25 protein-coding genes, 1 tRNA gene and 1 riboswitch are annotated in these 25,956 nt (G+C 51.0%); of the genes, 18 read left to right on the forward strand and 8 right to left on the reverse strand.

What is annotated here, in order from left to right; translation table 11 throughout:
- Positions 1–184: 184 nt before the first annotated feature.
- The 3 genes from NQU17_13560 to NQU17_13570 form a co-directional block, all read right to left on the reverse strand.
- Positions 185–745: a GNAT family N-acetyltransferase gene (locus NQU17_13560; protein UUM11647.1), complete on the reverse strand. Its 561-nt coding sequence runs from the start codon at positions 743–745 to the stop codon at positions 185–187.
- A gap of 350 nt (positions 746–1,095) precedes the next feature.
- Positions 1,096–1,560, reverse strand: coding sequence for a DUF1893 domain-containing protein (locus NQU17_13565; GenBank protein UUM11648.1), 465 nt, complete (start codon positions 1,558–1,560; stop codon positions 1,096–1,098).
- Positions 1,561–1,568: 8 nt separating this feature from the next.
- Positions 1,569–1,877 (reverse strand): helix-turn-helix transcriptional regulator, encoded by a 309-nt coding sequence (locus NQU17_13570; protein UUM11649.1) that lies wholly within the window; start codon positions 1,875–1,877, stop codon positions 1,569–1,571.
- Positions 1,878–2,295: 418 nt separating this feature from the next.
- Between NQU17_13570 and selD the strand changes: the two genes are divergently transcribed.
- The 15 genes from selD (at position 2,296) to NQU17_13645 (ending at position 18,985) form a co-directional block, all read left to right on the forward strand.
- A complete protein-coding gene (gene selD / locus NQU17_13575) occupies positions 2,296–3,333 on the forward strand; it encodes a selenide, water dikinase SelD (GenBank protein UUM11650.1) in 1,038 nt (345 codons plus the stop codon).
- 103 nt (positions 3,334–3,436) lie between these two features.
- Positions 3,437–4,027, forward strand: coding sequence for a sulfurtransferase-like selenium metabolism protein YedF (gene yedF, locus NQU17_13580; protein ID UUM11651.1), 591 nt, complete (start codon positions 3,437–3,439; stop codon positions 4,025–4,027).
- Positions 4,027–4,290: a DUF3343 domain-containing protein gene (locus tag NQU17_13585; GenBank protein UUM11652.1), complete on the forward strand. Its 264-nt coding sequence runs from the start codon at positions 4,027–4,029 to the stop codon at positions 4,288–4,290. The genes yedF and NQU17_13585 overlap by 1 nt, the downstream gene beginning before the upstream one ends.
- On the forward strand, positions 4,290–6,176 hold the full coding sequence (selB, locus tag NQU17_13590; GenBank protein UUM11653.1) for a selenocysteine-specific translation elongation factor: 1,887 nt from the start codon (positions 4,290–4,292) through the stop codon (positions 6,174–6,176). Before NQU17_13585 ends, selB begins: the two co-directional genes overlap by 1 nt.
- Positions 6,177–6,180: 4 nt before the next feature.
- Entirely contained in the window at positions 6,181–7,338 is a 1,158-nt protein-coding gene (locus NQU17_13595) for an aminotransferase class V-fold PLP-dependent enzyme (protein UUM11654.1), read from the forward strand.
- Positions 7,338–8,762 carry an L-seryl-tRNA(Sec) selenium transferase gene (gene selA / locus NQU17_13600; protein UUM11655.1) on the forward strand — a complete coding sequence of 475 codons (1,425 nt, stop codon included), beginning with the start codon at positions 7,338–7,340 and terminating at the stop codon, positions 8,760–8,762. Before NQU17_13595 ends, selA begins: the two co-directional genes overlap by 1 nt.
- 625 nt (positions 8,763–9,387) lie before the next feature.
- On the forward strand, positions 9,388–11,316 hold the full coding sequence (locus NQU17_13605; protein ID UUM11656.1) for an OPT/YSL family transporter: 1,929 nt from the start codon (positions 9,388–9,390) through the stop codon (positions 11,314–11,316).
- Between the two features lie 31 nt (positions 11,317–11,347).
- On the forward strand, positions 11,348–11,698 hold the full coding sequence (locus NQU17_13610; GenBank protein ID UUM11657.1) for a PqqD family protein: 351 nt from the start codon (positions 11,348–11,350) through the stop codon (positions 11,696–11,698).
- Entirely contained in the window at positions 11,673–13,160 is a 1,488-nt protein-coding gene (locus NQU17_13615; protein ID UUM11658.1) for an aminoacyl-histidine dipeptidase, read from the forward strand. Before NQU17_13610 ends, NQU17_13615 begins: the two co-directional genes overlap by 26 nt.
- Before the next feature lie 189 nt (positions 13,161–13,349).
- Complete coding sequence (locus NQU17_13620; protein UUM11659.1) at positions 13,350–13,628, forward strand: hypothetical protein; 279 nt, start codon at positions 13,350–13,352, stop codon at positions 13,626–13,628.
- A 155-nt stretch (positions 13,629–13,783) separates the two neighbouring features.
- Positions 13,784–14,341: a TetR family transcriptional regulator C-terminal domain-containing protein gene (locus NQU17_13625; protein ID UUM11660.1), complete on the forward strand. Its 558-nt coding sequence runs from the start codon at positions 13,784–13,786 to the stop codon at positions 14,339–14,341.
- Positions 14,342–14,536: 195 nt separating this feature from the next.
- Positions 14,537–17,275, forward strand: coding sequence for an FAD-dependent oxidoreductase (locus tag NQU17_13630; GenBank protein UUM11661.1), 2,739 nt, complete (start codon positions 14,537–14,539; stop codon positions 17,273–17,275).
- Entirely contained in the window at positions 17,268–17,642 is a 375-nt protein-coding gene (locus tag NQU17_13635) for a hydrogenase maturation nickel metallochaperone HypA (GenBank protein UUM11662.1), read from the forward strand. Before NQU17_13630 ends, NQU17_13635 begins: the two co-directional genes overlap by 8 nt.
- Positions 17,620–18,285 carry a hydrogenase nickel incorporation protein HypB gene (hypB, locus tag NQU17_13640; protein ID UUM11663.1) on the forward strand — a complete coding sequence of 222 codons (666 nt, stop codon included), beginning with the start codon at positions 17,620–17,622 and terminating at the stop codon, positions 18,283–18,285. Before NQU17_13635 ends, hypB begins: the two co-directional genes overlap by 23 nt.
- A gap of 115 nt (positions 18,286–18,400) precedes the next feature.
- On the forward strand, positions 18,401–18,985 hold the full coding sequence (locus NQU17_13645; GenBank protein UUM11664.1) for a GNAT family N-acetyltransferase: 585 nt from the start codon (positions 18,401–18,403) through the stop codon (positions 18,983–18,985).
- A 60-nt stretch (positions 18,986–19,045) separates the two neighbouring features.
- Here the strand turns inward: NQU17_13645 and NQU17_13650 are convergent, their stop codons facing one another.
- The 5 genes from NQU17_13650 to NQU17_13670 form a co-directional block, all read right to left on the reverse strand.
- Positions 19,046–19,540, reverse strand: coding sequence for an NUDIX hydrolase (locus NQU17_13650; protein ID UUM11665.1), 495 nt, complete (start codon positions 19,538–19,540; stop codon positions 19,046–19,048).
- Entirely contained in the window at positions 19,540–20,169 is a 630-nt protein-coding gene (locus NQU17_13655; GenBank protein ID UUM11666.1) for a DUF1958 domain-containing protein, read from the reverse strand. The genes NQU17_13650 and NQU17_13655 overlap by 1 nt, the downstream gene beginning before the upstream one ends.
- A 24-nt stretch (positions 20,170–20,193) precedes the next feature.
- On the reverse strand, positions 20,194–21,798 hold the full coding sequence (locus NQU17_13660) for a transposase (GenBank protein UUM11667.1): 1,605 nt from the start codon (positions 21,796–21,798) through the stop codon (positions 20,194–20,196).
- A 109-nt stretch (positions 21,799–21,907) separates the two neighbouring features.
- A complete protein-coding gene (locus NQU17_13665) occupies positions 21,908–22,144 on the reverse strand; it encodes a hypothetical protein (GenBank protein ID UUM11668.1) in 237 nt (78 codons plus the stop codon).
- A gap of 1,257 nt (positions 22,145–23,401) precedes the next feature.
- Positions 23,402–23,498: transfer RNA gene (locus tag NQU17_13670), tRNA-Sec, on the reverse strand.
- 443 nt (positions 23,499–23,941) lie between these two features.
- Positions 23,942–24,053, forward strand: a riboswitch (glycine riboswitch).
- A 106-nt stretch (positions 24,054–24,159) separates the two neighbouring features.
- On the opposite strand from NQU17_13670, the gene NQU17_13675 reads away from it, so the two are divergent.
- The 3 genes from NQU17_13675 (at position 24,160) to NQU17_13685 (ending at position 25,927) form a co-directional block, all read left to right on the forward strand.
- On the forward strand, positions 24,160–24,531 hold the full coding sequence (locus NQU17_13675; protein ID UUM11669.1) for a GrdX family protein: 372 nt from the start codon (positions 24,160–24,162) through the stop codon (positions 24,529–24,531).
- A gap of 7 nt (positions 24,532–24,538) precedes the next feature.
- Positions 24,539–25,477 (forward strand): thioredoxin-disulfide reductase, encoded by a 939-nt coding sequence (gene trxB, locus NQU17_13680; GenBank protein ID UUM11670.1) that lies wholly within the window; start codon positions 24,539–24,541, stop codon positions 25,475–25,477.
- Positions 25,478–25,600: 123 nt separating this feature from the next.
- Positions 25,601–25,927, forward strand: a complete 327-nt coding sequence (locus NQU17_13685; GenBank protein UUM11671.1) for a thioredoxin family protein — start codon at positions 25,601–25,603, stop codon at positions 25,925–25,927.
- The last annotated feature ends 29 nt before the right edge of the window (positions 25,928–25,956 follow it).

The raw sequence follows: 25,956 nt of genomic DNA on the forward strand, positions 1-25,956 counted from the left end.
TGGATCAGACGTCCAATGAAATATGCTGAAAACAAAGAGAGGAACCTGCATCAGGTCCTCTCTTTGTTGGATATGTGACAGCTTGTCAGGTCGTTAGATGGCGGTCTTTGACCGCAGCAGCAATGGGAGATATCCGGAAGTTCGATGGTGCAAGCCCGACCTGTCTGTTTCGAACTGATCCGGATCAGACTCTCTCCCGATGCAAGGCGATGAAATCGTCCCTCGAAATTTCATAGTCAACCGCACTTCGCCAGGTTCCTGACTGATCTTTCCATGCATTCTCCCGGATCCCAATCTTTCTGGCTTTAATTTTATTCTCATAGACAGTTTGAGCCCGTTTATTCTCAAAATCCGTATCCCATATTATTTTTTCGATCGGGAACCTGGAATTGATCGTTTTATCGCTGAATAGAAAATCGAAAAGCATTAAAATAATTTTTGTTCCATAACCTTGATTTTGATAGTCAGAGACACAGATTTTCCACCCGGGCCAGACGGTTCCGTCATCCTTCACGCGGTAGCTCAGCTCCCCTGCCGGTTTTCCCTGAATCTCAATCAGGCAGAGCTGGCTCAATTTGCCTTCCCATTGCCGAATATTGCAGATGGTATCATCCAGGGATTCTCCCAATCCATTGGGAAAACCTGCATGTGCCATTACTATTCCATCATTCCACCAGCTATTTAACTGAGCGGCATCATCGACAGTTGCACTGCGGATTACAACCTCACCTTGTTCTATTCTCATACTTTTCTCCCTCAGATGATGTTAAAGTTACTCGGAGTAAAGGTTCCTTCCCGGGTCCCGGTCGCAGGATCCGGTGAACTCATCCGTATGGATCAGTCATCTTTTCCGTATGGATCAGTCATCTTTTCCGTATGGATCAGTCATCGAATGCTTATCGATCGAGCCATCCCATTCCGTCGGATCATAATGATTCGACTGGATCTGTTTACGCTCTGGGCAGATACCGGCCTGAAATTTTTCTGTGAATAAAACAGCTCCGGGAATGTCCCGGAGCTGTTTTATTCATCGGGAGCAGGCAGCGCCAGTCCCTGGAATTCGTTTCGCTGTTCCGACGGATGGACCTTCACGGGTTATGCATTCTTCATGAGGATCGCGATGGCATCCTCGATGCAGCGCTCGCCTTCCACCGGGTCGGTGGTATGAAGGACAGAACGTTCAATGGGGCACATTTCCGTTCGGGTTCGGTTTTCAATCATGGGCACCCGCTCCATATAGAACAGGGGGATGCGGCTAAGGCGATTATAGGCGATGGCATTTTCGCTGGTCAGGGGCGTATAGATGGCGTCGATGCCCAACAGCTGGGCCAGCATCAGCGCACCTTTGCCAATGACCCGATCAATGAGGGTAAGCTGATCGCCTTCCTTGCGGGTGAAGCTCATCCGGCGCAGTTCGCGCAGCGGCTTAACGCCCAGGGCATCGGATTCATAAATGATGGTTCCGTGATTCATCAGAATACAGGTTTTGTTTCGCTCGTCCAGCAGGCTCAGATGTTGTTCAAGAAATTTGTGTCTCTCTTCCCGGTATGTCAGTTCCATGGTTTCTCCTAGATCCATTTTTCAGCATAGGTTTGCATTTCGTGGATCACGGGTTCCAGGGCCTTGCCTTTCTCCGTGAGCCGGTATTCGACTTTTATGGGGTATTCGTTCCGGACTTCCCGGATGACCAGACCTAATTGTTCCATTTCCTTGAGACGTTCGGTCAGGAGGCGGGATGAGAGTCCATTGACATTCTCGAGGACCTCACTGAAGCGGCATTCTCCCTCCAGGAGAACCCGAAGGATCAGTCCGGTCCAGCGTTTTCCAAGGAATGTCGCCAGCTTTTCGTATTTTGGACACATATGAAATTCGTTCATTGGGATCACCTTTCTTTGGGATGTGATGTTCGGCGGATGCTTCAAGAATTACCTTAAATAACCTTATAAGAATAAATTACCATAAGAAGGAAGTAATTGCAACGGAGCTCGTCCAGTGATCTGGAGCCGGTCCGGTGATCGGGAGTCCGGCTGTCTAATGGAGCTTGTCTGTTTTGCACGAGTGCTTCTTTAAAGATTGCCCCGATTCATGGCAGCCTGCCTGGAAGACTGGGGAGCCGTTGAAGCCCTTCTGATTGTTCGATCAGCCAGTATTGAGACTGAAACGGATGGTTCTGAATAAGTGGCAAGGATTTCCCTTGATTCAGGGACAAAGTGTTAAAGAGTTTCCTTCGATGCTATAATGAATGGAGATAAACACTGTTCCAAGTGTTAGAAAATTCTGAAATGAGTTGATTCAATGAATGATACAGGCATCGGCCAGCTGACATTCTGTGGCGGCTGAGATTCCAAGATCGGAGCAGGTGCTCTGTCACAGCTGGTTTCTCAACTGCCGGTGAATTATGATCCCAATCTTCTGGTGGGGTATGATTCCAGTGATGATGCAGCAGTCTATAAATTAAATGATGAAACCGCGCTGATCCAGACGCTGGATTTTTTTCCGTCCATGGTCAGCGATCCTTATCTGTTTGGCAAGATTGCCGCGACGAATGCGCTGTCGGATGTCTGGGCCATGGGCGGCCGGGTTCTGACCGCCATGAATATCGTTGCCTTTCCCGAGCGGATGGATCTGGCAGTCCTGGGGGAAATCCTCCGCGGCGGTGCGGAAAAAGTTCAGGAGGCCGGCGGCATCCTGTGCGGCGGGCATTCGATTCATGATACCCCGGCCAAATACGGGCTGTCCGTAACCGGCATCGTCCACCCCGATTCCGTTCTGGCGAACAATGGCGTTCAGGAAGGGGATGTACTGGTCCTGACCAAACCCCTGGGCACCGGTCTGATTTCAACCGCCGCCTCCGTCGGTGAGACCAGCGAGGAGGCCTTCCGGGAAGCAGTTCGTTCCATGACGACGTTAAACCGCTATGCGTCCGAGGTCTTCGTCCCGGCTCGTCCCCATGCCTGCACCGATGTGACGGGTTTTGGCCTGGCCGGTCATCTCCACGAGATGCTCGGAGGCCGCTTCAGTGCGCTTCTGGATCGGTCCGCCCTCCCGGTTCTGCCGGACGCGGCCCGCTGCGCCTCAGAGTTTCTGACCACAGCCGGAGCCCAGAAAAACCGGAACTTCATGACAGAATTCATGACCTTTGAACCGGCGGACTTTGCAACCGAGGAGCTCCTGTTTGATCCTCAGACCTCCGGCGGACTGCTCTACTCCATGACCGAAGCAGCCTGGGAGTCGATCCGTACAAAGACGGCAGGACTCCCCTTTGAACCGGCAGTGATCGGACGGGTCATCCCCCGGTCGCAGGATCCCCAGCGGGAGATCGTGGTCCGATAGTGTCCGGCCCGGGTGGGAGAAGCTCTTTACTGCGAGGACCCCTCTTACGCGGAGGGGCAGCGGTAACTACCTATAAAGAAAATTTCAGCAATAAGGAGACCGTATGAAAGAAATTAATGCAATGGGCAAGGTTTGTCCCCTGCCGGTGATTGAAACGAAGAAAGCGCTGAAAAGCGAAGAAGGAAAAGACGGTGTCAGCGTCCTGGTGGACAATCTGATCGCGACCCAGAATCTGTCGAAAATGGCCGACCAGATGAAACTGAGCCACTCGGTGGAGCAGATCTCGGCATCCGAATACCGCGTCCAGATCGGGGGAGTCGGGGAGGAACCGGTCAAAACCGTATCTCAGACTGCCCCCGGAAACGGGTATGTGGTAGCGGTGGGATCCGATGAGATGGGCATTGGGGACTCCGTGCTCGGGAAGAAACTGATCGGCAGTTTCCTTTATGCCCTGGCGGAGCAGGATGAAATGCCCCGCATGATTCTGTTCTATAACGCCGGCGTTCGCCTGACGGTAGAGGGCTCCGCCAGTCTGGAAGACCTCCGGGCGCTGCAGAGTGCCGGCGTGGAGATTCTCAGCTGCGGTCTTTGCCTTGATTTTTACGGGCTGAAAGAAACTCTGGCGGTGGGCAGTGTGACCAACATGTACCGCATTGTTGAGATCATGCGCACCCACCATACGGTAACCCCCTGATGGCTCAGGTTTATCTGATTGCGGCCTTTGCCTCGACCCATGACGCGATGAAGGCGGAAACCCTGATGACCCGGCACGAAATCCCGGCCCGCCTGATTCCTGTGCCGCCGGAGGTCTCAGCCGGCTGCGGCCTGGCGCTGCGCGCCCTGATCGAAGACCAGGCAAAGGTGGCGGCTGTTCTGGCAGAAGCCGGGGTAACCGTGGATTTTTATCAGTTACTGCGTGACGGCAGCAAGCGAACCGTCGAAAGGTTGGAACCATAATGGCAAATATCATCATTGGCACCGCCGGACACATTGATCACGGCAAATCTACCCTGATCAAGGCGCTGACCGGCATCGCCACGGATACCACCGAAGAGGAAATCCAGCGCGGCATGTCCATCAACCTCGGCTTTGCCTATTTCGACCTGCCTTCCGGCCGGCGGGTAGGCATCATTGATGTTCCGGGACATGAGCGCTTTATCAAGAACATGCTGGCGGGAGCCCAGGGCATCAACATGATCCTCCTGGTCATCGACGCCAATGAGGGCGTCATGCCGCAGACCCGCGAACATGTCAATATCCTGAACCTGCTGGGAATTGAAGACTACATCGTCGTCCTGTCCAAAGCCGATCTGGTGGAGGATGAAATGCTCGACCTGATGGAGGATGATATCCGGGAGCAGTTTGAGGGAACCCCCATCGAAACCGCCTCCATCGTCCGGGTGGATTCACTGTCAGGCCGGGGACTGCCGGAACTGGTCAACAACATTGACCGGCTGGCGGACCGGATCCGGCCCATGAATCTGACGGCGGAACCGCGGCTCAACATCGACCGCATTTTCTCCGTCAAGGGGTTTGGCACAGTGGTGACCGGTACCCTGCTGGAGGGAACTATTCGAACCGATCAGGATCTGATGGTGTACCCGGCCGGAATCCCGGTGAAAATCCGCAACATTCAGGTTCACGAAAAGAATGTGGATCTGGCCCAGGCCGGTCAGCGCACGGCGCTGAACCTGTCCGGGGTGAAAGTGACGGATCTGCAGCGCGGCGACATCCTGACCACCGAAGGCAATTTATCCAAATCCTATATCGTGGATGCCAGAATCCGGGTGCTGCCCGATTACAAGCGGCCGCTCAAGCTCTGGGACCGGGTTCGGGTCTATATCGGAACCGATGAAATCATGGCCCGGGCCGTTCCCCTGGGAACCGAGGAAATTCCGGCCGGCGGGGAGGGCTTCATCCAGCTGCGTCTGGAAGAAGAAATCGCCGCCAAGCCAGGAGACCGGATCATTCTGCGGGCCTATTCCCCCATGGTGACCCTGGGTGGCGGCCAGATCCTGGATCCGGCCACCGTCAAGCATGGCCGGTTTGACGAAACCATTCTGCGCGGACTGGAGCTGCGCGGCACCAATGATGTGGATGCCGTGATCCAGGATTTTCTGATGAACTCGGACCAGCCCCTGGTTTCTGAAAAGGAGATTCTGGACAACATCCAGGCCGACAAGTCAGATCTTCAGGACAAGCTGTCCGCCATGAAAACCACCGGCAGCGTGCTGCAGCTGGGCGGACTCTATATCGGTTCGGACCGGCTCGAAGAAATGCGCAAGGAATTCCTGCGGATTCTGAACGACTACCATCAGAAATCCCCCCTCAAGGCCGGCATGCCGCGGGAGGAACTCAAGTCCCGGATTAAATTCGTTGCTAAGGGCAAGCCCTACGATCTGATCCTGGAGCGCCTGGTTGAAGAGGGGACCATCCGGGTATTCGGCAGTCTGGCCAAGGCTCCGAACTTTGAGGTGGTATATACGAAGGAACAGAAAAAACTGCGGGATGAGCTGGAAACGGCACTGCTCGACGGTGCCTATACCCCGCCGTCCCTGAAGGAGCTGTGCCCGGACAAGAAATGTCTGGCCGTCATCGACTCCATGGAGGATTGCCTGGTGCGCCTGGATCAGGACATCGTCATTCACCGCCGGCACTACGAGGCAGCTCTCGCCCTGCTGCAGGAACACGCCAAGGCCCATGGCTCCATCGCCCTGGCTGACTTCCGCGACCTGCTGGGCACTTCCCGCAAATATGCCGTGGCTCTGCTGGATTATTTTGATAAGATCGGTCTGACCCAGCGCCAGGGCGAAGTCCGAATTCTCACCGGAAAGGAAGTCTGATCCCATGATCTATCTGGATAACGCAGCGACGACGGCGCATAAGCCGGAAGAAGTGGCCCGGGCGGTTTATGAAGCCATTGCCAGCGGCCATCTGGGCAATCCGGCCCGCGGTGCCCATGATTATGCTCTGGCGGCGTTCCGGGTCATTTACCGCTGCCGGGAAGCCGCCGCTGAACTGCTGGGGGTGGATGACCCGCTGCGAATCGCGCTGACCGCGAACGCCACGGACGGTCTGAACCGCGTTCTGAAGGGACTGCTGGGCAGCGGCGACCACGTCATATCAACGGTGACGGAACATAATTCGGTGCTGCGTCCCCTCTATCAGCTGGAAGCCCAGGGGATGGAGCTGGATCTGGTTGGCATTGACGCGCGGGCACACCTTGTCTATGACGATTTCGAGCGGTATCTGCGCAAGAACACCAAGGCAGTCGTGGCCACGGCGGCCTCCAATGTCACCGGGAACCCGACGGATCTTCCCCGGCTGGCCCGATTCTGCCGGACTCACGGCCTGCTCTTCATCGTGGATGCCTCGCAGGCAGCCGGGGTTTTTGATCTGAACATGAAACAGCTGGGGATCGACGTCCTGGTCGCCACCGGTCATAAATCACTGTACGGACCGCAGGGTACCGGCCTGGTGGCGGTGGGCCGGGACCTGGCTTTCCGGCCGGTATTTTCCGGCGGATCGGGGGCTCATTCCTTTGACCGGGAACACCCGGTCACTCTGCCGGATGTCCTGGAGTCCGGCACACTCAATACCCCGGGGGCGGCCGGTCTGACCGCCGGCATCGAATATCTGCGGACAACGGGTCTGGCAGACATTCGGGCCAGGCTGAACCGCCTGACCGGAGCATTCCTGGAGGGGGTTCGGGACATTCCGAATCTGCGCCTCTACGGCGATCCGGACATGCCCGGACGGGCGCCGGTCATCGGGCTGAATCTGGGCGATCTGCCCTCATCGGAAGTGGCGGCGCTGCTCAATGAAGACTACGGCATTGCCGTGCGCCCCGGCGCCCACTGCGCCCCCCGCCTTCATGAAGCCCTGGGAACCAGGGAACAGGGGATCGTGCGCTTTTCCTTTTCCCCATTCAATACCATCGAAGAAATCCATGAGGCCGTAGCGGCCCTCAAAGACTTGTCAACCATGACGGGAGGAACTACATAATGGCAAAAGTAAATATCATGAGACTGCTTCCGTCCGTTGATGAACTGTTCAAACACGAGAAACTGGCGGCACTTAATGAATCGATCCCGGCGGTGCGAATCAAGAATTCCGTTCGGGATGCCCTCACTGCACTGCGCGAGGAGTACCTCGCACGCAAGGATGATCCGGACTTCATTCCCTATGATGAAGACGAGATTGTCGAAAAGGTGTTGTCTCGCATCCTCGCCGACCATGAAACCTCGCTGAAGAAAGTCATCAACGGAACCGGAATCGTCATTCACACCAACCTTGGGCGCTCCCTGCTGCCCGAAGTCGTCCGGGATGCGCTGCTGGACGCCGCTTTCTCCTACAACAATCTGGAGTATGACCTCAAGAGCGGACAGCGCGGCTCGCGCTATACCCATCTCGAGTCCACCATCAAGGAACTGACCGGCGCGGAGGATGTCCTGGTGGTCAATAACAATGCCGCTGCCGTCATGCTGGCTCTCAACACCATGGTTCAGGGACGGGAAGCGATTATCTCCCGCGGGGAGCTGGTGGAAATCGGAGGCTCCTTCCGTGTTCCGGAAGTTCTGAAAATGTCGGGCGGTTTCCTGCGGGAAGTCGGTACCACCAACAAAACCCACCTGTATGACTATGAGGAAGCCATCTGCGAAGAAACGGGCATCCTGCTGAAAGTCCACACATCGAACTACCACATCATCGGTTTTACCGAAACCGTTGACGGCCGCGACCTGGCGGAGCTGGGGCGCAAGCACGACATTCCGGTGGTGGAGGATCTGGGCTCCGGTCTGTTTGTGGATCTGTCAAAGTATGGCCTGGAGTATGAACCGACGGTGCGCGATACCCTGGCCAAAGGTGTCGATGTGGTGACCTTCTCCGGGGACAAGCTGCTGGGCGGGCCTCAGGCTGGCATCATTGTGGGCAGGAAGAAGTACATTCAGGCCATGAAGAAAAATCAGCTGACCCGGGCCCTGCGGGTGGATAAGATGACTATTTCGGCTCTGGAGGCAACGCTTCGGCTGTACCTGGATGAAGACCGCGCCATGGCTGCCATTCCCACCATGCGGATGCTGACCCTGACGCTGGAGGAACTGGCTCACCGGGCCGAAGTACTCTACCGGAACCTGCTGCGCAAGGTGAAAACCTGTCACCTGGATGTTGTGGACTGTCAGTCCCAGGTCGGCGGCGGCTCGCTGCCGCAGGAGCGGCTGCCCTCGCGGGCCGTCACCATCGTGCCCATGAACATGAGTCTCAATGACTTTGAACGTCGGATGCGGCTGGGAAAGTACCATGTCATCGGCAAGATTCACAAGGAGCGGTATGAGCTGGATGTCCGCACCTTCCTGGAAGGCGACATGGAGAAAATCGTGGATGCCGTCAAGCTGGCTCTGAAGGACAATGGCAGAGCATCTGCCGAATAAGGCAATATCGGCCGAAGAAGACCGGATTCGTCACAGAATCCGGTCTTCTTCGGCATTTTCGGGGAATTGTTCGGAAGGAAACGGCCATTTTGCAGGCCAATCGAGTGAATCGTTCAGCAATTGACCGGATCGCGGTGAGACCGTTAACAACCGGTAAAAAACCTGACTGAATTATAAGTTCGTTAAAATTATTTGCTTTGGTTTATTAAATTTAAATTAAATCCTGAGAAAATCGAGGGTTAAAAATGAATATAAAAATAGAAGAGGTGAAGTTACGTAAAAAAGTTTCTGCATTTTTTGAAATTCATTTATTTATCTGATAAAAAACAATGAAGCAATGTAATCGTGCCCAACTGGTTGAGGTAACCCGGTTTCACGTTTCTGATTGGGGGATATGGCTCATCACAAGGATATTTCGCTTCCTGCAGCAGTGGATATGACGATTGTTCGACAAATGACGGAACTTCAAATCGTTATTTCATTATCAAAGTGTTTTCGACTCGAGTACGAAATGTTCGATCTGTATATTACAATTGCCAGTTTCATGATTGTATGCAATTAACTTGATTAAGGAGTGGTGATATACTCCAGTTGTTCATCGACATTATTTTTACAGGAGGTTTGTATGGACAACAAATTATCAAAAGAAGCCTATGGCGGTATTAACGGAAAAGACTATGTTCCGTATATCACATCAGGCGATAAAAAAGGTGGCAATCTCATTGTCATGATTGCCGGAATCATCCTTGCCGTTCTGTTTGCCGCATCCACCGCTTACTCCGGAATGAAGTCGGGTCTGACCGTCGCAGCCGGAATCCCGGGATCCATCCTTGGATCTGCCATCATCGCTGCTTTTGCCAAGCAGAAGGGAATTCTTGGTAAGAACCTTCTTCAGGGTATGTCTGCCGGTGGTGAATCAGTCGCTTCCGGATTGATCTTCGTTCTGCCGGCCGTTCTTCTGATCGGCGGAAAGATCAGCTTCATTGAAGGCATTGCCGTTGGCGCTGCCGGTGTCCTGTTCGGAATCGGGGTATCCACTCTGGTTCATGACTACCTGCTCGTGGAAGAACACGGCAAGCTGATGTATCCGGAATCCATGGCGATTTCCGAGACGCTGGTCGCTTCCGAAGGAATGGGCGAATCCCTCAAGTATATGGGAATCGGTTTTGGAATCGGCGGTCTGATTACTCTGGTAACCAGCTCCTTCCTCAACAAGGTAAATAATGTCATTTCCTACGTCAATGAGACATTCTACAAATGGCGGATGGAAGTTGAAGTCAGCCCGATGCTCCTGGGTATCGGATACATCGTTGGAATGGAAGTATCCCTGATGATGTTCGCCGGATCCATCCTGGCTAACTTCGCTGTACTGCCGCTGATCGGTTACTTCTCCTCCTTTGCCGCTGACGGAGTCACCGTCTGGAACAACCCGGGCGTTGCCATCAATGCCATGAAGGTTGGAAACATCGCAGGCAGCTACCTCCGTTACATCGGTGCCGGTATGATGCTGTCCGGTGGTCTGATCGGCGCGATCAAGCTCATCCCCACCATCATTACCTCCATCAAGAAGACACTGGGAGCCAAGACTTCTGCCGCAGGCAGCGAAGAAGGCGCCGGTGTCGGCCGGATCATCCTGCTGGCTGGTTTCATCATTTCCTTCATTGCCGGATTCCTGATTTCAGGCGGCAACGTCATGATGGCTCTGCTCGCTTCTGTGCTCTCGGTTGTCCTGGCTATGCTGTTCGCCATCGTTTCCGGACGTCTGACCGGAACCGTTGGAACTTCCAACCTGCCGGTATCCGGAATGACCATCGCCTCCCTGGTTCTGGTCACCCTCCTGTTCCTCGGTTTTGGCTGGACTTCACCTGAAAACAACAAATCCCTGCTCCTGTTCGGTTCCTTCATCGTTACCGCCATCGCCATGGCCGGAGGCTACACCCAGTCTCAGAAAGTCAGCATGGTTCTCGGTGGAAGCCGCAACGAAATGTCCAAGTACCTCGCGATTGCTTCCATTGTCGGTGTTGTAACCGTAGTTGGAACCATCATGCTGCTGGCTGATCAGCTGGTTCTTACCGGAGATCAGATGCAGTTTGCGCTGCCACAGGCCAACCTGATGGCAACCCTGACCGAAGGCATCATCTCCGGACGTCTGCCCTGGGGCATGATCATCACCGGTATCGTCATGGGAATTTTCTTCTACCTGCTGAAACTTCCGGTTATGACCGTCGCCATCGGATTCTACCTCCCCATCGCCACCACCTCCATCATCCTGATTGGAGCACTGATCCGTCAGTTCATCGAAATGACAGCAAAGACGACTGCTGACAAGGAAGCTAAGATTTCCAACGGAATCAGCTTGTCTGCCGGTCTGGTCGCAGGAAGCTCCATTATCGGTCTGATCGGTATCATCCTTCAGGTTACCGGAGTGCTGAAACTCCCCGATATCACCGGTTTCGCCGCTTCCAACAACATGGCCTGGATCCTTCTGGCGGTGCTGATTGGTCTGACGGTGGTGACTCTGATGAATGCCGGAGCCCGCAAGTCTGGTAAGTAATAACGTGTCAAATAAGTCAATGGGCCCGGATGTGGTTTACAAAATTGTAGACCCCATCCGGGTCACCCAAAATGAGGAAGGCATTGTCACCCTGAGCACGCCTCAGGATCATATGATTCAGCGCTGGGCGCGTGCCGTGGGGTTTAAAATACCCAGGGAGAAGCATCTGGAGCTGGACGAGTACGGAAGTTTCATCATCAGCCGGCTCGATGGAGCCGCAACCTTGGAGCAGATCGCCCTGTCTCTGAAAGAGCGCTACGGCGAAGCGGCTGAGCCGCTGCAGGAACGTCTTGCTGCCTATCTGTCACATCTTGAGAAAAATCTGGGCATGATCGAACCCGTAACGGACTCGACTCATGCATCAAACAATCGAAAGGGGTAATCTTATGGATTTCAACAACACCAAATGTCCCGCTGTGTTTCGTTTTTTTGAGGAAATGAACCAGATCCCCCGTGGATCAGGCAATGAGCAGGCCATCAGCGACTGGCTCGTCCAATTTGCCAAGGAGCGGGGACTGGAAGTCATCCAGGATAAAGCACTGAACGTCATCATCAAAAAGCCCGGCACGGCCGGCTATGAGAATGCCAGACCGGTCATCCTGCAGGGACACATGGACATGGTCTGTGAAAAAGAAGCAGACAAGGAGCACGATTTCCTGAAGGATCCCATTACTCTCATCGTGGAGGGAGACAAGATTCATGCAGATCGCACGACCCTTGGCGCGGACAATGGAATCGCCGTCAGCTACGGCCTGGCGCTGCTGGATTCCAATGATATGGCGCATCCTCCCATCGAGCTTCTGGTCACCACCTCCGAGGAAACCGGAATGGACGGAGCCTTTGCCCTGGATCCCTCACATCTGGCGGGCCGACGCCTGATCAACATTGATGCCGAGGAAGAAGGCAAGCTTCTTGTCAGCTGTGCCGGCGGAATCGGAGCTACGATCAGCCTGCCCGTTGAACGGGAAACTCCAGCAGCTGAGGCTGTCGCCATGGAGCTGAAGATCGACGGCCTGCTGGGCGGTCATTCCGGCATGGAAATTAACAAGCAGCGCGGCAGCGCCAATAAGCTCATGGGCCGGATTCTGTTCGACCTTGAGAAAAACGGCGAACTCCGCCTGGCGGCCCTGAACGGCGGATCCAAGCATAATGCGATCCCCCGCAGTGCCTCCGCGATCCTGATGCTTCTCCCCGCTGAAGTGGAAGCAGTTAAGGAACGGATCCAGACCTGGACGGCCGTTCTGGCCAATGAGCTTCAGGGGGTGGACGAAGGCCTGAAAATCACCCTGGAAACCGCGGCGGAAGGTGTCAGCGGTGTGTTCACCAAGAGCACCACACATCGCGCCATCGCGATCCTGCGGCTGATTCCAGCCGGCGTGATCAACATGAGCATGGCAATTGCCGGCCTGGTTCAGACCTCCAACAACCTGGGCGTGGTTATTACGGAAGCAGACCGGATTACCTTTGAAAGCGCAGTCCGCAGCTCCGTTCGCTCCCATAAGATGGCAGTGGCCGAAGAGCTGGAAATCATCGCAGAACTCACCGGAGCCAGCATTGAATACGCCTCGGTCTATCCGGAGTGGCAGTATGATCCGTCTTCAGAACTGCGCGATGCCTTTGTGGCAGTCTATCGTGACATGTACCAGGCTGAACCCGAAATCACTGCGATCCATGCCGGACTGGAGTGCGGTCTGCTCAGTGAGAAGTATGATGGAAACATCGACCTCATCTCCTTCGGACCCAATCTCTACGATGTTCACACCCCTCAGGAGTGCATGAGCATTTCATCCGTGGAACGCACCTGGGAATACCTCAGAAACGTTCTGGCAAAACTGAATAACTAAAACACGGATCAGCCCACCCCCCCCCGGTGCTGATCGCTAATCCCCCTTCGAAAGGGCACGAGTCGATCACAGTCGATTCGTGCCCTCTTTTTTTTCGCCCCGTCCAGTTGGATTGCTTGTGGAAAAAAAGAGGCGCAGAATTTCCTGAACATCACAAAGTACGGCGATGGTGAAATCACCGGTTTCAATTTGAAGAGCAATAATGAAATGAGACATGGGACTCGAAATGAAGCGACCGCTGATCGCCAAAGAAAACTCTATCAAATGGATGCTGAGGGGACTGTTTTTATTCCCATTCTGATGCTGACAGATTATTTTTACCGCCAGCATCGCTACAGCGGAAGTGTTACCGAGACCATATTGATGGTTTGTGTCATCATTTCAGTCTTCGGCGTGGTTCAGCTGTTTATCGGTATGTACGCTTGGCTGAAACATCGAATATTAGACAAAGAGCAAGGCCCTTTCTAAGGGTCTTGTCTTTTTTTGACAGATTCAGTGTTATAGTAATATCAGGAGATCATATGCGATATCACAGTCACCATTCACAAGATACTACAACCGACTCACAGCTCATCATGCAGACAATGTGCAAGGATGATCGAGATTATATTGGGAGAAAGGTCATGACAGCCAAACAATCGATCCATCGTGCTTTTCGTGCACTTCTCAAACAACTGCCACTCAGTCGGATCACTATCACCCAGATCTGTGATGAAGCGAATGTCAATCGTCAGACTTTTTATTATCACTATCAGGACATTCTTCACTTGGTCAAGGCGATCCTGTTCGAGGAAATCAGTGATGAAATTGCCAAGGGTCGAGCCTATGACACATGGAAACATGGCTTTTTGACGGCAACTACTTTTTTTCGCGATCATCACGCTGAATTCATGAATATTTATTATTCGAATTACTGGGAGGAAATCAACCGCCATTTTAGTCAACTATCTCATCAGTTGTTAACCGGCGTGATCGAAGAGTGCCTGAAAACAAATGCCTATCGGGTGAGTGAACAAGACAAAGACTTTATCATTCGTTTTTATCGACTGGCCTTTAACGGGGTGATGTCGGAGTGGGTGACCGAAGGTATGTCCAACTCACCGGAGGAATTATTAGCTCAACTCGAAAAAGTGGTTGACGGGACAATGTGTACGGCGTTGAGTCGCTTTAGCAAACGTTAGACATTTGATGGTGATTGTCTAAGGATATTCTGTTGAGAATCATTTAACATGGTAATAACGAAAGTTACTACCATGTTTTCTTTTTGAAAAAAACTCAGTGGAAGATCAAACTGACGAAACTATCTCAATACTGCTCAAAGCAAGGTATACTTACGCTTTCCAGGCGAGAAGAGCCTGGCAGACTAGGAGGACCAATTGTCAAGAACGATCCCCTTTGCAACGGATTACTCTCCGACCCGACGTTCGCAAATCCTGTTGGACTTTGCCAATCATATCAATCGAACCAAGCCCGGCTCGAAAGGTGCGCTGACTTTTGAGGACCCGGAATACTATGTCATGGAAAACATCGTCAATGATGACATGGCCAAAGTAGGCATGGGTGCGATGTTTAAAACTCATCGGAACGCACAGGAAATAGCTGATGCGACCGGCATTCCGCTGGAAGAAACCAAGCATCATCTTGAAGCTTTAATGGATGCAGGAGCGATGTTCTGGGAAAACGTGGATGGCGTGGATGAATACTGGCTGGAAGTCTGGGTGCCAGGTCACATGGAAATGATTGCCAATAACCGAAAGAACACGTCAAAGTATCCAGAGATCGCCTATGCGTTTGATGCTTATGGCAAGAAAAAAGGCTTGATCGCTCCCGGGGTTATGCCGATGGGAATGACTCCAATGCGAGTTATTCCGATCGAATCAGCCATCGATAGCAATTCCAGACGGGCCAGCTTTGAAGAAATCTCACATTACCTCGATGCTCATTCTGTTTTTTCGGTATCAGACTGTTCATGTCGAACCGTACGTGAAGTCATGCATGAAGGTTGCGGACATCTCAAAGAGGAAATGTGCATCCAATTAGGTTATGCGGCTGAGTATTACATAAGGACCGGACGCGGTCGTTCGATCGATCGGGAAGAAGCTAAAGAAATTCTTTTGAAAGCCGAAGCCAATGGATTGATGCATCAGATTCCCAACATGGATGGTTCAGGAGAGACACATGCCATCTGTAACTGCTGCGGATGCAGTTGTCTGGCGCTTCGCAACGCAACTATGTTTGGAAATCCTGACTTTAGCCGCTCGAATTATGTGGCTGTAATCGATGAGGACAAGTGTGTTGCCTGCGGTGAATGTGTTGAAAACTGTCCCGTCAACGCCCTGAAACTCGGACAAAAGGTTAAATCCAGGACCCCACTGCCAAAGGTCGACCCGCACCAGGATCGGCCGGATAATACGGCTTGGGGGGTCGAGAAATGGGATCCGGATTACCGGATCAATCGACAGGTCGTTATGAGTTCAGGCACCAGTCCGTGTAAATCGGAGTGTCCGGCTCATATCGGGATTCAGGGTTATATCAAGCTGGCTTCAGAGGGTCGCTATCGTGACGCCTTGGAATTGATCAAACAGGAAAATCCCTTCCCGGCAGTTTGTGGTCATATTTGTCCACGCTATTGTGAAAAAGCCTGTACCAGAAACTCGGTCGATGAATCGGTCGCAGTCGATGAAATAAAGCGCTTTATTGCCGAACAGGACATGAAGGAAGAACATCGCTTCGTACCGCAAAAGAAACATGACTATAGTGATATAAAAGTGGCAATCGTCGGGGCCGGTCCGGCGGGACTGTCTTGTGCCTACTATCTGGCGATCGATAACTATGATGTCACAGTCTTTGAAAAAGAAGAGGCACTCGGCGGTATGTTGACCTGGGGTATTCCCAACTTCCGTTTGGAGCGGTCAGTCATTGAGTCGGAGATCGATGTATTACGTGAGCTTGGCGTCAAGTTTCAAACCGGAGTCGAAATCGGTAACGACATAACCCTGAATGAACTGCGTTCTCAAGGATTCAAAGCCTTTTATTTGGCGATCGGTGCCCAGGGAGGAAGACGACTGAACATTGAAGGTGAGGACGCTCAAGGAGTCATGACCGGGATCGATTTTTTACGCCGAGTCAACCAGAGCGAGGAACAAATGCTTACGGGTCACACCATTGTCATCGGTGGCGGAAATGTCGCGATCGATGTCGCAAGAACGGCTATCCGGGCTGGTTCCGAAGATGTACGTATGCTTTGTCTCGAGCAGCCGGAAGAGATGCCGGCCTTGCCTGAAGAGATCCGGGAAGCGAGTCAAGAAGGCATCGTGATCGAAAACGGCTGGGGGCCAAAACGGATCGTGACCCGTGATGGGCACGTGGTTGGTGTTGAATTCAAAAAATGTCTCCGGGTCTTTGATGAAGACCATCGCTTCCGTCCGATGTTTGATGAGGAGTCGAGCTATTTTATCGAAGCTGATAATGTGCTCATTTCAGTCGGTCAATCGATCGAATGGGGAAATCTGTTAGACGGCTCAAACGCCAAGTGTAATCCCAATCAGACGATCCAGGCGGATGCCACGACCCTTCAAACAGCTCAAAGTGATCTATTTGTGGGTGGTGATGCTTATACCGGCCCCAAGTTTGCTATTGATGCAGTTGCTCAGGGAAAAGAAGGCGCGATCTCGATTCATCGTTTTGTCCATCCGGGGCAAGATTTGCTGTTGGGACGAACCAAGCGCGACTATCGGGCGTTTGATCAAGCCAATGTCGATCTGAGCGGATTTGATATGAAGCCACGTCAGCAAGCTTATGCAGTCCATGATGATTCGACCCGAAAAAGCTTCCGTGATTTCTCCAAAAGCTTTACACCGGAGCAGATCCTGCAGGAAAGTGATCGCTGTTTAAGTTGTGGCCGGGTGTATGTCGACCCGTATGTTTGTGTTGGATGCGGTCAAGGCACTACCAAATGTAAATTCGATGCGATTCATTTGGAAAAAATGACTGATGTCGAAGGCACCCATGTGACAAAGCTAAAGTCGTATGTAATTCGAAATGTCTTAAAAACCAAAAGCAAGCGGTTCATACATCAGACCAAGAAGCGACTGATGGGTGAGCGGAATGCATGAACTGGGAATCATGTTCGAGGTGATTAAACGGGTCGAGGCGGTAGCAAAACAGCATCAAGTCGATCGAGTCGAAAAAATTGTGCTTCAGGTGGGCGAAATCGCCACCGTTATTCCTCATTTTTTACGCGAGTGTTATCCAGTGGCTGTCGACCGGACCGACTTTGTTGATACGGAATTGGTGATCGAAATGATACCGGCTAATGGTTGCTGTCGTCAGTGCGATATCGTATATCACCTGATGAAGGATGAGGGCCGTTGTCCCAACTGTCATCAGATGAACTTTGATGAACTGAGTGGTCGGGAATTCTCAATTAAAGAAATAGTTGTGGCTGAAGGAGGAAAAAATGGATCAAGTCCGAATTATTGAAATAAAAGAAGGGGTATTCGAACAGAACAATCAAAAGGCACAGGAATTGCGTGATAGTCTGAAGCAGGAAAAAGTATTTCTGTTGAACCTGATGAGTGCACCCGGGTCGGGTAAAACCACCACCTTGGTACAAACGATCAAAGGGCTGCAGGATGAAATGAAAATTGGGATCATGGAGGCGGATATCGATTCCGATGTTGATGCCCGGACCATTCAACAAACCGGTGCTCGAGTGGTACAACTCCACACCGGAGGGATGTGCCATCTGGATGCCGAAATGACCCGTCAGGGAATCGATGCTCTGGGCCGCGAAGACCTCGACCTGATCGTGCTGGAAAATGTCGGCAACCTGGTATGTCCGGCGGAGTTTGATACCGGTTCGACCAAGAATGCCATGATTTTAAGTGTCCCGGAAGGAGACGACAAGCCCTTGAAGTATCCTCTGATGTTTGCTGTTGCCGATGTGGTCTTAGTCAACAAGATGGATGTAGCTGAGCATTTTGACTTTGATTTGGAGCGATTTAAAGACAATGTTCGATTTAGAAATCCGGAGGCGATCATACTTCCTATATCAGCCCGCACGGGAGAAGGCATGGAACCCTGGCTTGATTGGCTGCGCCAGCAGATCGAGCGACAGCAATAGAAATACGGCCTGAGGGCCGTTTTTTCGTGAGGATATTGCTCAAACCAGTGATAAAATAAGCCTGAGAGTATCAGACGTTTCAGTGATGGATTTGTTAGCTATAGGAAAATGAAAAATGAGAATGGAAGCTTTACAAGTATATTTACGCGACATGGTGCCGGACGATATCAGTATGCGGCGCCACTGGGAGCTGGTCGATACCGAGTGGAAAGAGTGGGATGCCCCCTGGGAATATGTTGATCTGGATCAGACAGAACTGGAACTTGAAAGTCAGGGGTATATACAGTCGCTTATCCGGCGAATGCAGCGGCTCAATTCAGATGAGAAAGGATTTCGATCCGGCTTTGAGATCATTCACAAACAAAACGATCGTCATATCGGCTGGGTCAACAGTTATGAAATCGATCATCAATTCGAGTGGACACCGGGCATCAATGTCCATGGAATAGCCATTGGCGTAGTCATTCCATCACGATCCGACCGGGGGCACGGCTTAGGGCAGGAAGCACTGCAAGCTTTTTTGACTTATTTCCGAAAAATCGGATATAAGGAAGTCTATTGTCAGACCTGGTCAGGCAATCTGCCGATGGTTCGACTAGCTCAAAAGGTGGGTTTTCGAGAAGTAGAACGAAAAAGACGGGCCCGTTATGTCAGGGGAGAAAGATACGACGCGATTACCTACCGGATCGAATTGGATTGAGCGACAAAAGCAGCCGAAGGGCTGTTTTTTCCTTAACAGAAAAATCCGGGCAACCCCGGATCATTCGAATAATCGTTGATAGTGTGGCTTCAGCCTTTCACGTTGATAGGGGATCATCTGCCTGTGAAAGAAATCAGCGAAAGCTGCCGGATCGATCCAACAATAGTCGATCGTCTCGCCGGCCTGCAGGACGATCTGATCTTTCGGCCAGTCTGTCAGACAAAAAAAACTGACAAAAATTGCTCCGACATCGGTCAACTGACGGCCCAACTCAGACAACTCACCTGAGGTGATGCCGGTTTCTTCGGCTAACTCCCTGCAGGCGGCTTCACGAGCGGTTTCTCCTTTTAACGCACTGCCTGAGGCAGACACTTCATACCATCCGGGAAATATCTGTTTGGTATGATCCCGTTGGACCAGTAAAAAGGTACCGTCAACATGACGGACGATCACTTCCACAACCAAATGGTAATAACCCTCAGGTATCTCGCGATCTCGGATCAGGTCGAATCCGGCCAGGCTGCCATCGGCGTATCGTGCGTCCCACAACTCCATCAGCGACGCTTCTTTCGTTTGTCCGACTTGAGACGTTGCCGCAGAAATCTCAGGACCAGCGTTCGTAGCAGGAATAGTGGGATCAGTAAAGCAGCCAGATAGAGGCTGAGAGTGAAAATGCTTCGTTTCACTCCGGTATTACCGGCGTCCTCAGGTGGATCAGACGGATCAGCGATCGATTGTTCGCTTGTTTCAGGCATTTCCGGTTCCGGGATGATCGGTTCCGGTTCGGGCTCAGTAACTACCTGATAAGCGACGTTTGGCGCCTGATAGCCGGCCAGATATTCACGCTCGAGGTCGACGATCAATCGACCGGTGTCGGGCACGGGGTTCGACGGCTGCAGATCAAAGGGAATATCTTGATTCTTGGGCACGGTATCATAAAAATCATCTTCGGTAACAATAGTCTGCCCGTTGATGGTATGTTTACCTTTGGGTAAAACCAGGCGGTATTCGTATTCCCGGAAAGCTTTTTCCAATAGAGAGTTGCCAATCAAGCTACGAACGGTCTCACTCTCTTTGATAAACCAATCGCCCACACCTAACACCACTTCGACCAGGCGGGTATCGCCTCGTTGAGCTGTTGTGGTGAAGTTGTAAGCTGCCGGTCCGCTGGAACCTGTTTTCACCCAAATTCCTGGGAATTCTATAGTCTACACTTCAAAGTGGAGAATGGTTTGAAGAAATTCCTCCGGTTCGATGGCGAACGCGCTAAGAATGTCCTTTTGTTTCCTGGTCAGTGGCTGGAGCAAACTGCAGCCTGATCCATAATCGGTCCGCTTGATCGTTCCCATCTGTTTGACCAACCGGTTGATGGATTTCTCCCCGCTGTTTTTCCCATGATTGGTCAAATCCGACCACAGAATAAGACTCAAAAAGGCGACAAAGGCTTTCCCTTCTGTCGTCTTTTCTGTGTGCGTCAGAAAGCGGTCATAGTCGATGCTGTTTTTTAAATTCTGGAAGGCCTTCTCCACCATGTCCCGTCGCCCATAAAGTCGTAGTGCCTCCTCTGCGCTCTTATCCTGGGTATTGCTCAGCAGGCAGAACATGCCGGCCAGCTCAATCATCTCGGTGATCTTCTCGTGATTGCGTTCGTACTCCTCAATCGGTGATGCATTGCGTGTCACATCATAATACTTGTTATACCGAGTAATACTGATGGGCTTCATCTGATTTTGCAGCTCTTCCTCGAGACGATCAACATGCTGGTAGATCCGGGCTTCTTCATCCGCCGCACTGGATGTGTTCAGGTAGATGTGGAGGGTATAGGGCAACTCATTGATCTGGATCACTTTGGACAGTCCATAGCAGCTGGTCTGGGGGATGTGATAACGAGAGTGACGGATCACCGCGGTTGCCTCGATTAATGCCTGACGATAGATTTTCTGGGATTTGGGAGCAGCCATCAGGAAATTGAGTTGGTTCTGGGCCATGAAGCTCAGATTGTCCAGGGTGAGAAAGCCTCGATCCATGATGTAGAACAAATCATTGAGACCGACCAATTCGCCCAATTCCATCATATAGGGGAAAAAGGCCTTGTCCACGATACTTCCGCTGTAGATCTCATAGCAAAGCGGGAGGGCTGTCTTGGTGCCATAGAGCATGCCGATGTTGAGTTGCGGTAGGGTTTCCTGATCCCGATTATAGCCGTACTCTGCCATTTGGATCTCCGCATAGGTCGATATGCTCGTCACATCATAAGCCAGGGTCTGTTCCTCGTCTTTGTGGAGAGCACTCCAGAGCTTAAAAAACCGAAAGCGCTGCTCTTCGCTGATCTGTGCAAACAGTTCGCTGCTGCGCTGGGAATTCAGACTGAGCCTTGTAGAAAGTAGGCTCTCCCGGATGAACAGATCCAGATTCATCATGACATTGCCTTCGCAGACCATATAGATGGCCATCGCCAAAAGCTCTTGTGCCTGCAAGGGAAATACCTGTTGTAAAGCCTTGGTCAATCCAATAGCCTCAGCTCGCTGCCACAACAGAGCGATATGACCAGCCGCCAGAACCTCTTGAGGCGGGGTCAGGGAAATGGCATCGACTGGCAGCGGATAGAACTCAGTGAATCGTTCATTGGGGATCATCCAACCGGGACGAGTAGGATCCTCTTTGCCAATGGCAACTTCCTTGGCTGTAGGGGTACCCAATGCGTTTCTGTAGCGTTTTTCGACATGATAGACGCGTCTGGGCTTATCCGGGCCATCTTTTTTGTAGGTGATGCGCTCGGTGGGAATTGGGATTGAAATATTGAGCATTGCCATAATATCCCTCCTCTGTAGACTACTTATATTGTAGTCTACAGAGGGGTAATAAGCAAGATAAAAATAAATTAAGTCACAGAGTCATCTCGTATGAAATCGGCTCTGTGACTTAATTCGAGGGAAATCCAACATCTATGTCACCCAATTGGGAGATCAAACCAAGGGTGTAGACTATACTATTTCCGGGAATTGGGGTTTTCAGACCATCCAGGCCCTCCAGACCGTAGGCAGCCCCTTGCAGGGAGTAATTAAACGTGGTGAAGGAGTCTTCCAGAGCTGTGCCCGGTCGGACAACCGTGGTCAGTTTGGAAGAATGATTTAACACCCGGGGGAATTCTTTGACCAATTGGCTCGAAAGAATAGCAAAATCATGCGCGTTAGATTGATTGTCCCCTTCCAGGGGCTTGCCCTTTGTTCTCTCCTAAATCTCTCTTGTTCTCTCCTAATTCTCTCCTTTTTCCAAAAAAACAGTCAAAATCTGCATTGATTCGAACTACTGATTTTTCAAGGTCTTTCAGAATTCAAGTCCTAAAAGCATTGAAATTACTAGGTCGGAAGGTACTTTCATAAGCTGTCATCTTCTTCTAATTTCCACTGTAGTGTGCATAAGACAAACGACTCGCTGTGCAATCAGTTGCTATACCACATTGCAAAGGAGTGTTTCCATGTCTCAGTCAGACCGTATCTTATTCGAACTTGAGGTGAAAGGGGTACTTCAGTATTCCGTTCAGATCATCCATTCGGCATTTCTTTCAAAGTAAATCAGTGTCCGGTGTCCGGAGCCAGTGTCCAGCTTCCAATGTCTGGATTTAGGCCTCCATTGTTCGAAGTCCAGTGTCCGAAGTCCAGTGTCCAGTGCAATGAAAGGATTGCGGATTAGTCATATGATAAAACATCCAGCGTGCGCTTGCCTTAAGGCTGAATGGAGGTCTTCTTTCATCAAAAAAACGGGCGAATTATTTGGATATTTCTCGGATCGATTATCTAAACGTTATCAAAAATCACGATATTATTCTGTCAATATTCCTCTCCCAGCAGGGGACAAGTGTGTCATCTGCCGTGCAGCTGTGCTGTCCCAATTAACTCTGATATTAGGATCCCGGGCAAAGCGAATCAGCTCCTCCTGCCCAGCTGGAATCGGGTTGAATCCATGAGGGCTTTTTCCCTGACGTTCCGATGGATCGATTTCGAGGTAAAACTGATCATGGAACCTGAATTGATCAAGGGCAGGTTCACAAAATGGGTGCTGGCTTCAGGAAATGGCTGTATTGGCTGATTCCAAACACTGAATCGGTGGAAGAGCTTGAATTATGCCATTCCTTGATTCTGGCTGTCGCAATTTAATTGCATGCAAGTGATTTGGCCATCTGATGGTGGTTGTTTGAAATATATGATTTGATAATAAAACGGGATTTTGAGTGTGGAACAATGGCCTAAATCCTTGCTAAATTCACAACATGATCAGGATAAAACGGTGTAAACGTGCTATAATTAGTTTGTACTATTTATTTGCGATGGAATTGAAACAGATCCGGTCAGAATCAAATAAAAAAGCCGCAGTCTGACGGTTTTTGACCGATCAGCTGCAGCTGTTCATTTAAACTGGCGGGAGTGTGTGGGAATCGAACCCACCCGAGAGGCTCCTAACCCCTCATACAGGTTTTGAAGACCAGAGAGCACACCAGAACTCATCCACCCCCATGCTTTGTGATTGTAAACCAGAATTTCCTGTTAGTCAATACTTTGAAACAAACAAACGAATGACTCCAGTTCCGGAAGATGAATTGCATGCAGGCGCATTGCCAGACTTTGATTTGATGAATTTTTTTGCAGGTCAGAACAAATTATCTACCTGAAACACAGGAATCTTTTGGTTCTTGTAAAAATTCCAGCCGCAATCTTATAGATTTTTAGCAATCCAAGTATTTTTTGCCAAAAGAACAGATTCGCGATGATAAAATCAATACTTTGTGAAACTTCAAATTTGAGTTGGAATTCTTCGAAAAAGATTATCAAAAAAAAGTCAAAGTGTGGTATTATAAGCATGGTAATTTATGGGGGCGAGATTTTAGACGTTCCATCCCATAAATGAACCCCGTACGGTGGCTTCACCGGCATGCGGTAAAAAACCAAATATTTCTGGAAGAAAGCTGGAAGAGAGTATCCCTTGAAAGATCAGGGACACCGAAGGGACAAGTCGTGATCTGCCAAGATCAATGGATGAAATTCTCAGGTACCAATATTCCTGCTGGACAGAACCTTGATTTAACTGGGGAAACACGGCAGTGTTTCCCCTTATTCTATTTTTGCGCACATTTTGAATGAATCCGGGCTTATTTCCGGAGAAGACAGGAGTACCCAATGAAACTTATTACAAATAATCCGATGGTCCGTGATTTCTTTGTGGGCCAGGATGACATTGAACTGGAGTATCTGGATGTCCTTGGCTACATGGATGTTCTGAAACGGGCCAGAGATGAAATTCATCTGGGGCAGGTATTGCTGACGCACCCGCTCTCCGGAAGCGTCAAGCCCAACGAGACTCCGTATAAGTCGGTCGCCATTGGAAAGGATTCGCTGCACGACATCGACTCCCTCTGGCTCATTGAACAGGCCATAGCGACCTATATTAAATTTGAGAAGAACAAAGCCATGCCACAGTGGACGGAACAGGTAAGAGAAGATTTCATGGTGGTTGACTTTGATCTGATAAAAAATGCATTAAGAAGGTAGGTAGAGTATGTCAGTTGTTTATGACCTCATCATTATCGGTGGGGGACCTGCAGGTCTGGCCGCTGGATTGTACGGCGCCAGAGCCAGAATGAAGACCCTGATCATTGAAAAACAGAAGATGGGCGGACAGATCGTCATCACCGACGAAGTGGCCAACTATCCCGGATCCGTGCACGAAGCCACCGGACCAAGCCTGATCGCCAGAATGCTGGAACAGTGCGATGAGTTCGGAGCAGAAAAAGTGTTCGACGATATCACCGGTTTTGATTTTTCCGGAACCACCAAGATCCTTAAAGGAAAACATAATACATACGAAGGCAAGGCCGTCATCGTGGCCACCGGAGCGAACCCGAGAAAAATCGGCTGCCCGGGCGAAAAGGAACTGACCGGCAAGGGCGTTTCCTACTGCGCAACCTGCGACGCTGACTTCTTCCAGGATTTGGAAGTCTATGTCATCGGCGGAGGCGATACAGCGGTAGAAGAAGCCATGTACCTGACCAAGTTTGCCCGCAAGGTGACCATCGTTCATCGCAGGGAAGAGCTCAGAGCTGCTAAATCCATTCAGGAAAAGGCATTCAGCAACGACAAAATCGGTTTCCTCTGGAACACCGTGGTGGAAGAGCTGAAGGGCGACGGAATCCTTGAAAAGATCGTCTTCAAGAACGTCAAGACCGGAGAAATCTCTGAAGTCGAAGCGGATGAAGAAGACGGAACCTTCGGCTGCTTTGTATTCACCGGATACCTGCCCCAGGCTGAAATGTTCGCAGGAACGCTGGACATGGAGGGTGGATACCTCAAGACCAACGACAACATGGAAACCAACGTGCCTGGCGTTTACGCCGCCGGTGATGCCAGAGTGAAGAGTCTTCGTCAGGTTGTCACGGCTACCGCTGACGGAGCCATCGCTGCCGTACAGGCCGAAAAATACATCGAACACATGGAGTAGGAGCAGCGGCACTGTGCCGAATGCTTCACCCATCATCGGAACCGTAAGGTTCCCCCGAAGTTTGCGTGTTATTCACAACACTTTGTTACCATTAACACACCTATTATTAAAGGAGGATGAGAAATGCTAGCACTGGACAAAGATACCTTCCAGCCGGAAGTACTCGAAGCAAAGGGATTAGTTTTCGTCGATTTTTGGAGCCAATCCTGTGAACCCTGCAAAGCTCTTATGCCGGATGTTGAAAAACTGGCTGAAAAGTATGCAGGAACCATGAAGTTCACCAACATGGATACCACCAAAGCCAGACGCGTTGCCATCGGTCAGAAAGTACTCGGTCTGCCCACTTTAGCGATCTACCGCGACGGTGAGAAGATTGAAGAACTGACCAAAGATGACGCAACCATCGAAAACATCGAAAATATGATCAAAAAGTATGCAGCCCAAGCTTAATAAAAGCTGCAAATAAAGAAAAGAAAGGG

The sequence above is a fragment of the Clostridiaceae bacterium HFYG-1003 genome, assembly GCA_024579835.1.
Classification (GTDB): domain Bacteria; phylum Bacillota; class Clostridia; order Clostridiales; family Clostridiaceae; genus JG1575.

Coding starts and splice junctions, on each gene's coding strand:
- NQU17_13560 (UUM11647.1), bottom strand. CDS start 745: ATGAGAATAGAACAAGGTGAGGTTGTAATCCGCAGTGCAACTGTCGAT.
- NQU17_13565 (UUM11648.1), bottom strand. CDS start 1,560: ATGGAACTGACATACCGGGAAGAGAGACACAAATTTCTTGAACAACAT.
- NQU17_13570 (UUM11649.1), bottom strand. CDS start 1,877: ATGAACGAATTTCATATGTGTCCAAAATACGAAAAGCTGGCGACATTC.
- yedF (UUM11651.1), top strand. CDS start 3,437: ATGAAAGAAATTAATGCAATGGGCAAGGTTTGTCCCCTGCCGGTGATT.
- NQU17_13585 (UUM11652.1), top strand. CDS start 4,027: ATGGCTCAGGTTTATCTGATTGCGGCCTTTGCCTCGACCCATGACGCG.
- selB (UUM11653.1), top strand. CDS start 4,290: ATGGCAAATATCATCATTGGCACCGCCGGACACATTGATCACGGCAAA.
- NQU17_13595 (UUM11654.1), top strand. CDS start 6,181: ATGATCTATCTGGATAACGCAGCGACGACGGCGCATAAGCCGGAAGAA.
- selA (UUM11655.1), top strand. CDS start 7,338: ATGGCAAAAGTAAATATCATGAGACTGCTTCCGTCCGTTGATGAACTG.
- NQU17_13605 (UUM11656.1), top strand. CDS start 9,388: ATGGACAACAAATTATCAAAAGAAGCCTATGGCGGTATTAACGGAAAA.
- NQU17_13615 (UUM11658.1), top strand. CDS start 11,673: ATGCATCAAACAATCGAAAGGGGTAATCTTATGGATTTCAACAACACC.
- NQU17_13625 (UUM11660.1), top strand. CDS start 13,784: ATGACAGCCAAACAATCGATCCATCGTGCTTTTCGTGCACTTCTCAAA.
- NQU17_13635 (UUM11662.1), top strand. CDS start 17,268: ATGCATGAACTGGGAATCATGTTCGAGGTGATTAAACGGGTCGAGGCG.
- hypB (UUM11663.1), top strand. CDS start 17,620: ATGGATCAAGTCCGAATTATTGAAATAAAAGAAGGGGTATTCGAACAG.
- NQU17_13645 (UUM11664.1), top strand. CDS start 18,401: ATGAGAATGGAAGCTTTACAAGTATATTTACGCGACATGGTGCCGGAC.
- NQU17_13650 (UUM11665.1), bottom strand. CDS start 19,540: ATGGAGTTGTGGGACGCACGATACGCCGATGGCAGCCTGGCCGGATTC.
- NQU17_13660 (UUM11667.1), bottom strand. CDS start 21,798: ATGGCAATGCTCAATATTTCAATCCCAATTCCCACCGAGCGCATCACC.
- NQU17_13675 (UUM11669.1), top strand. CDS start 24,160: ATGAAACTTATTACAAATAATCCGATGGTCCGTGATTTCTTTGTGGGC.
- trxB (UUM11670.1), top strand. CDS start 24,539: ATGTCAGTTGTTTATGACCTCATCATTATCGGTGGGGGACCTGCAGGT.
- NQU17_13685 (UUM11671.1), top strand. CDS start 25,601: ATGCTAGCACTGGACAAAGATACCTTCCAGCCGGAAGTACTCGAAGCA.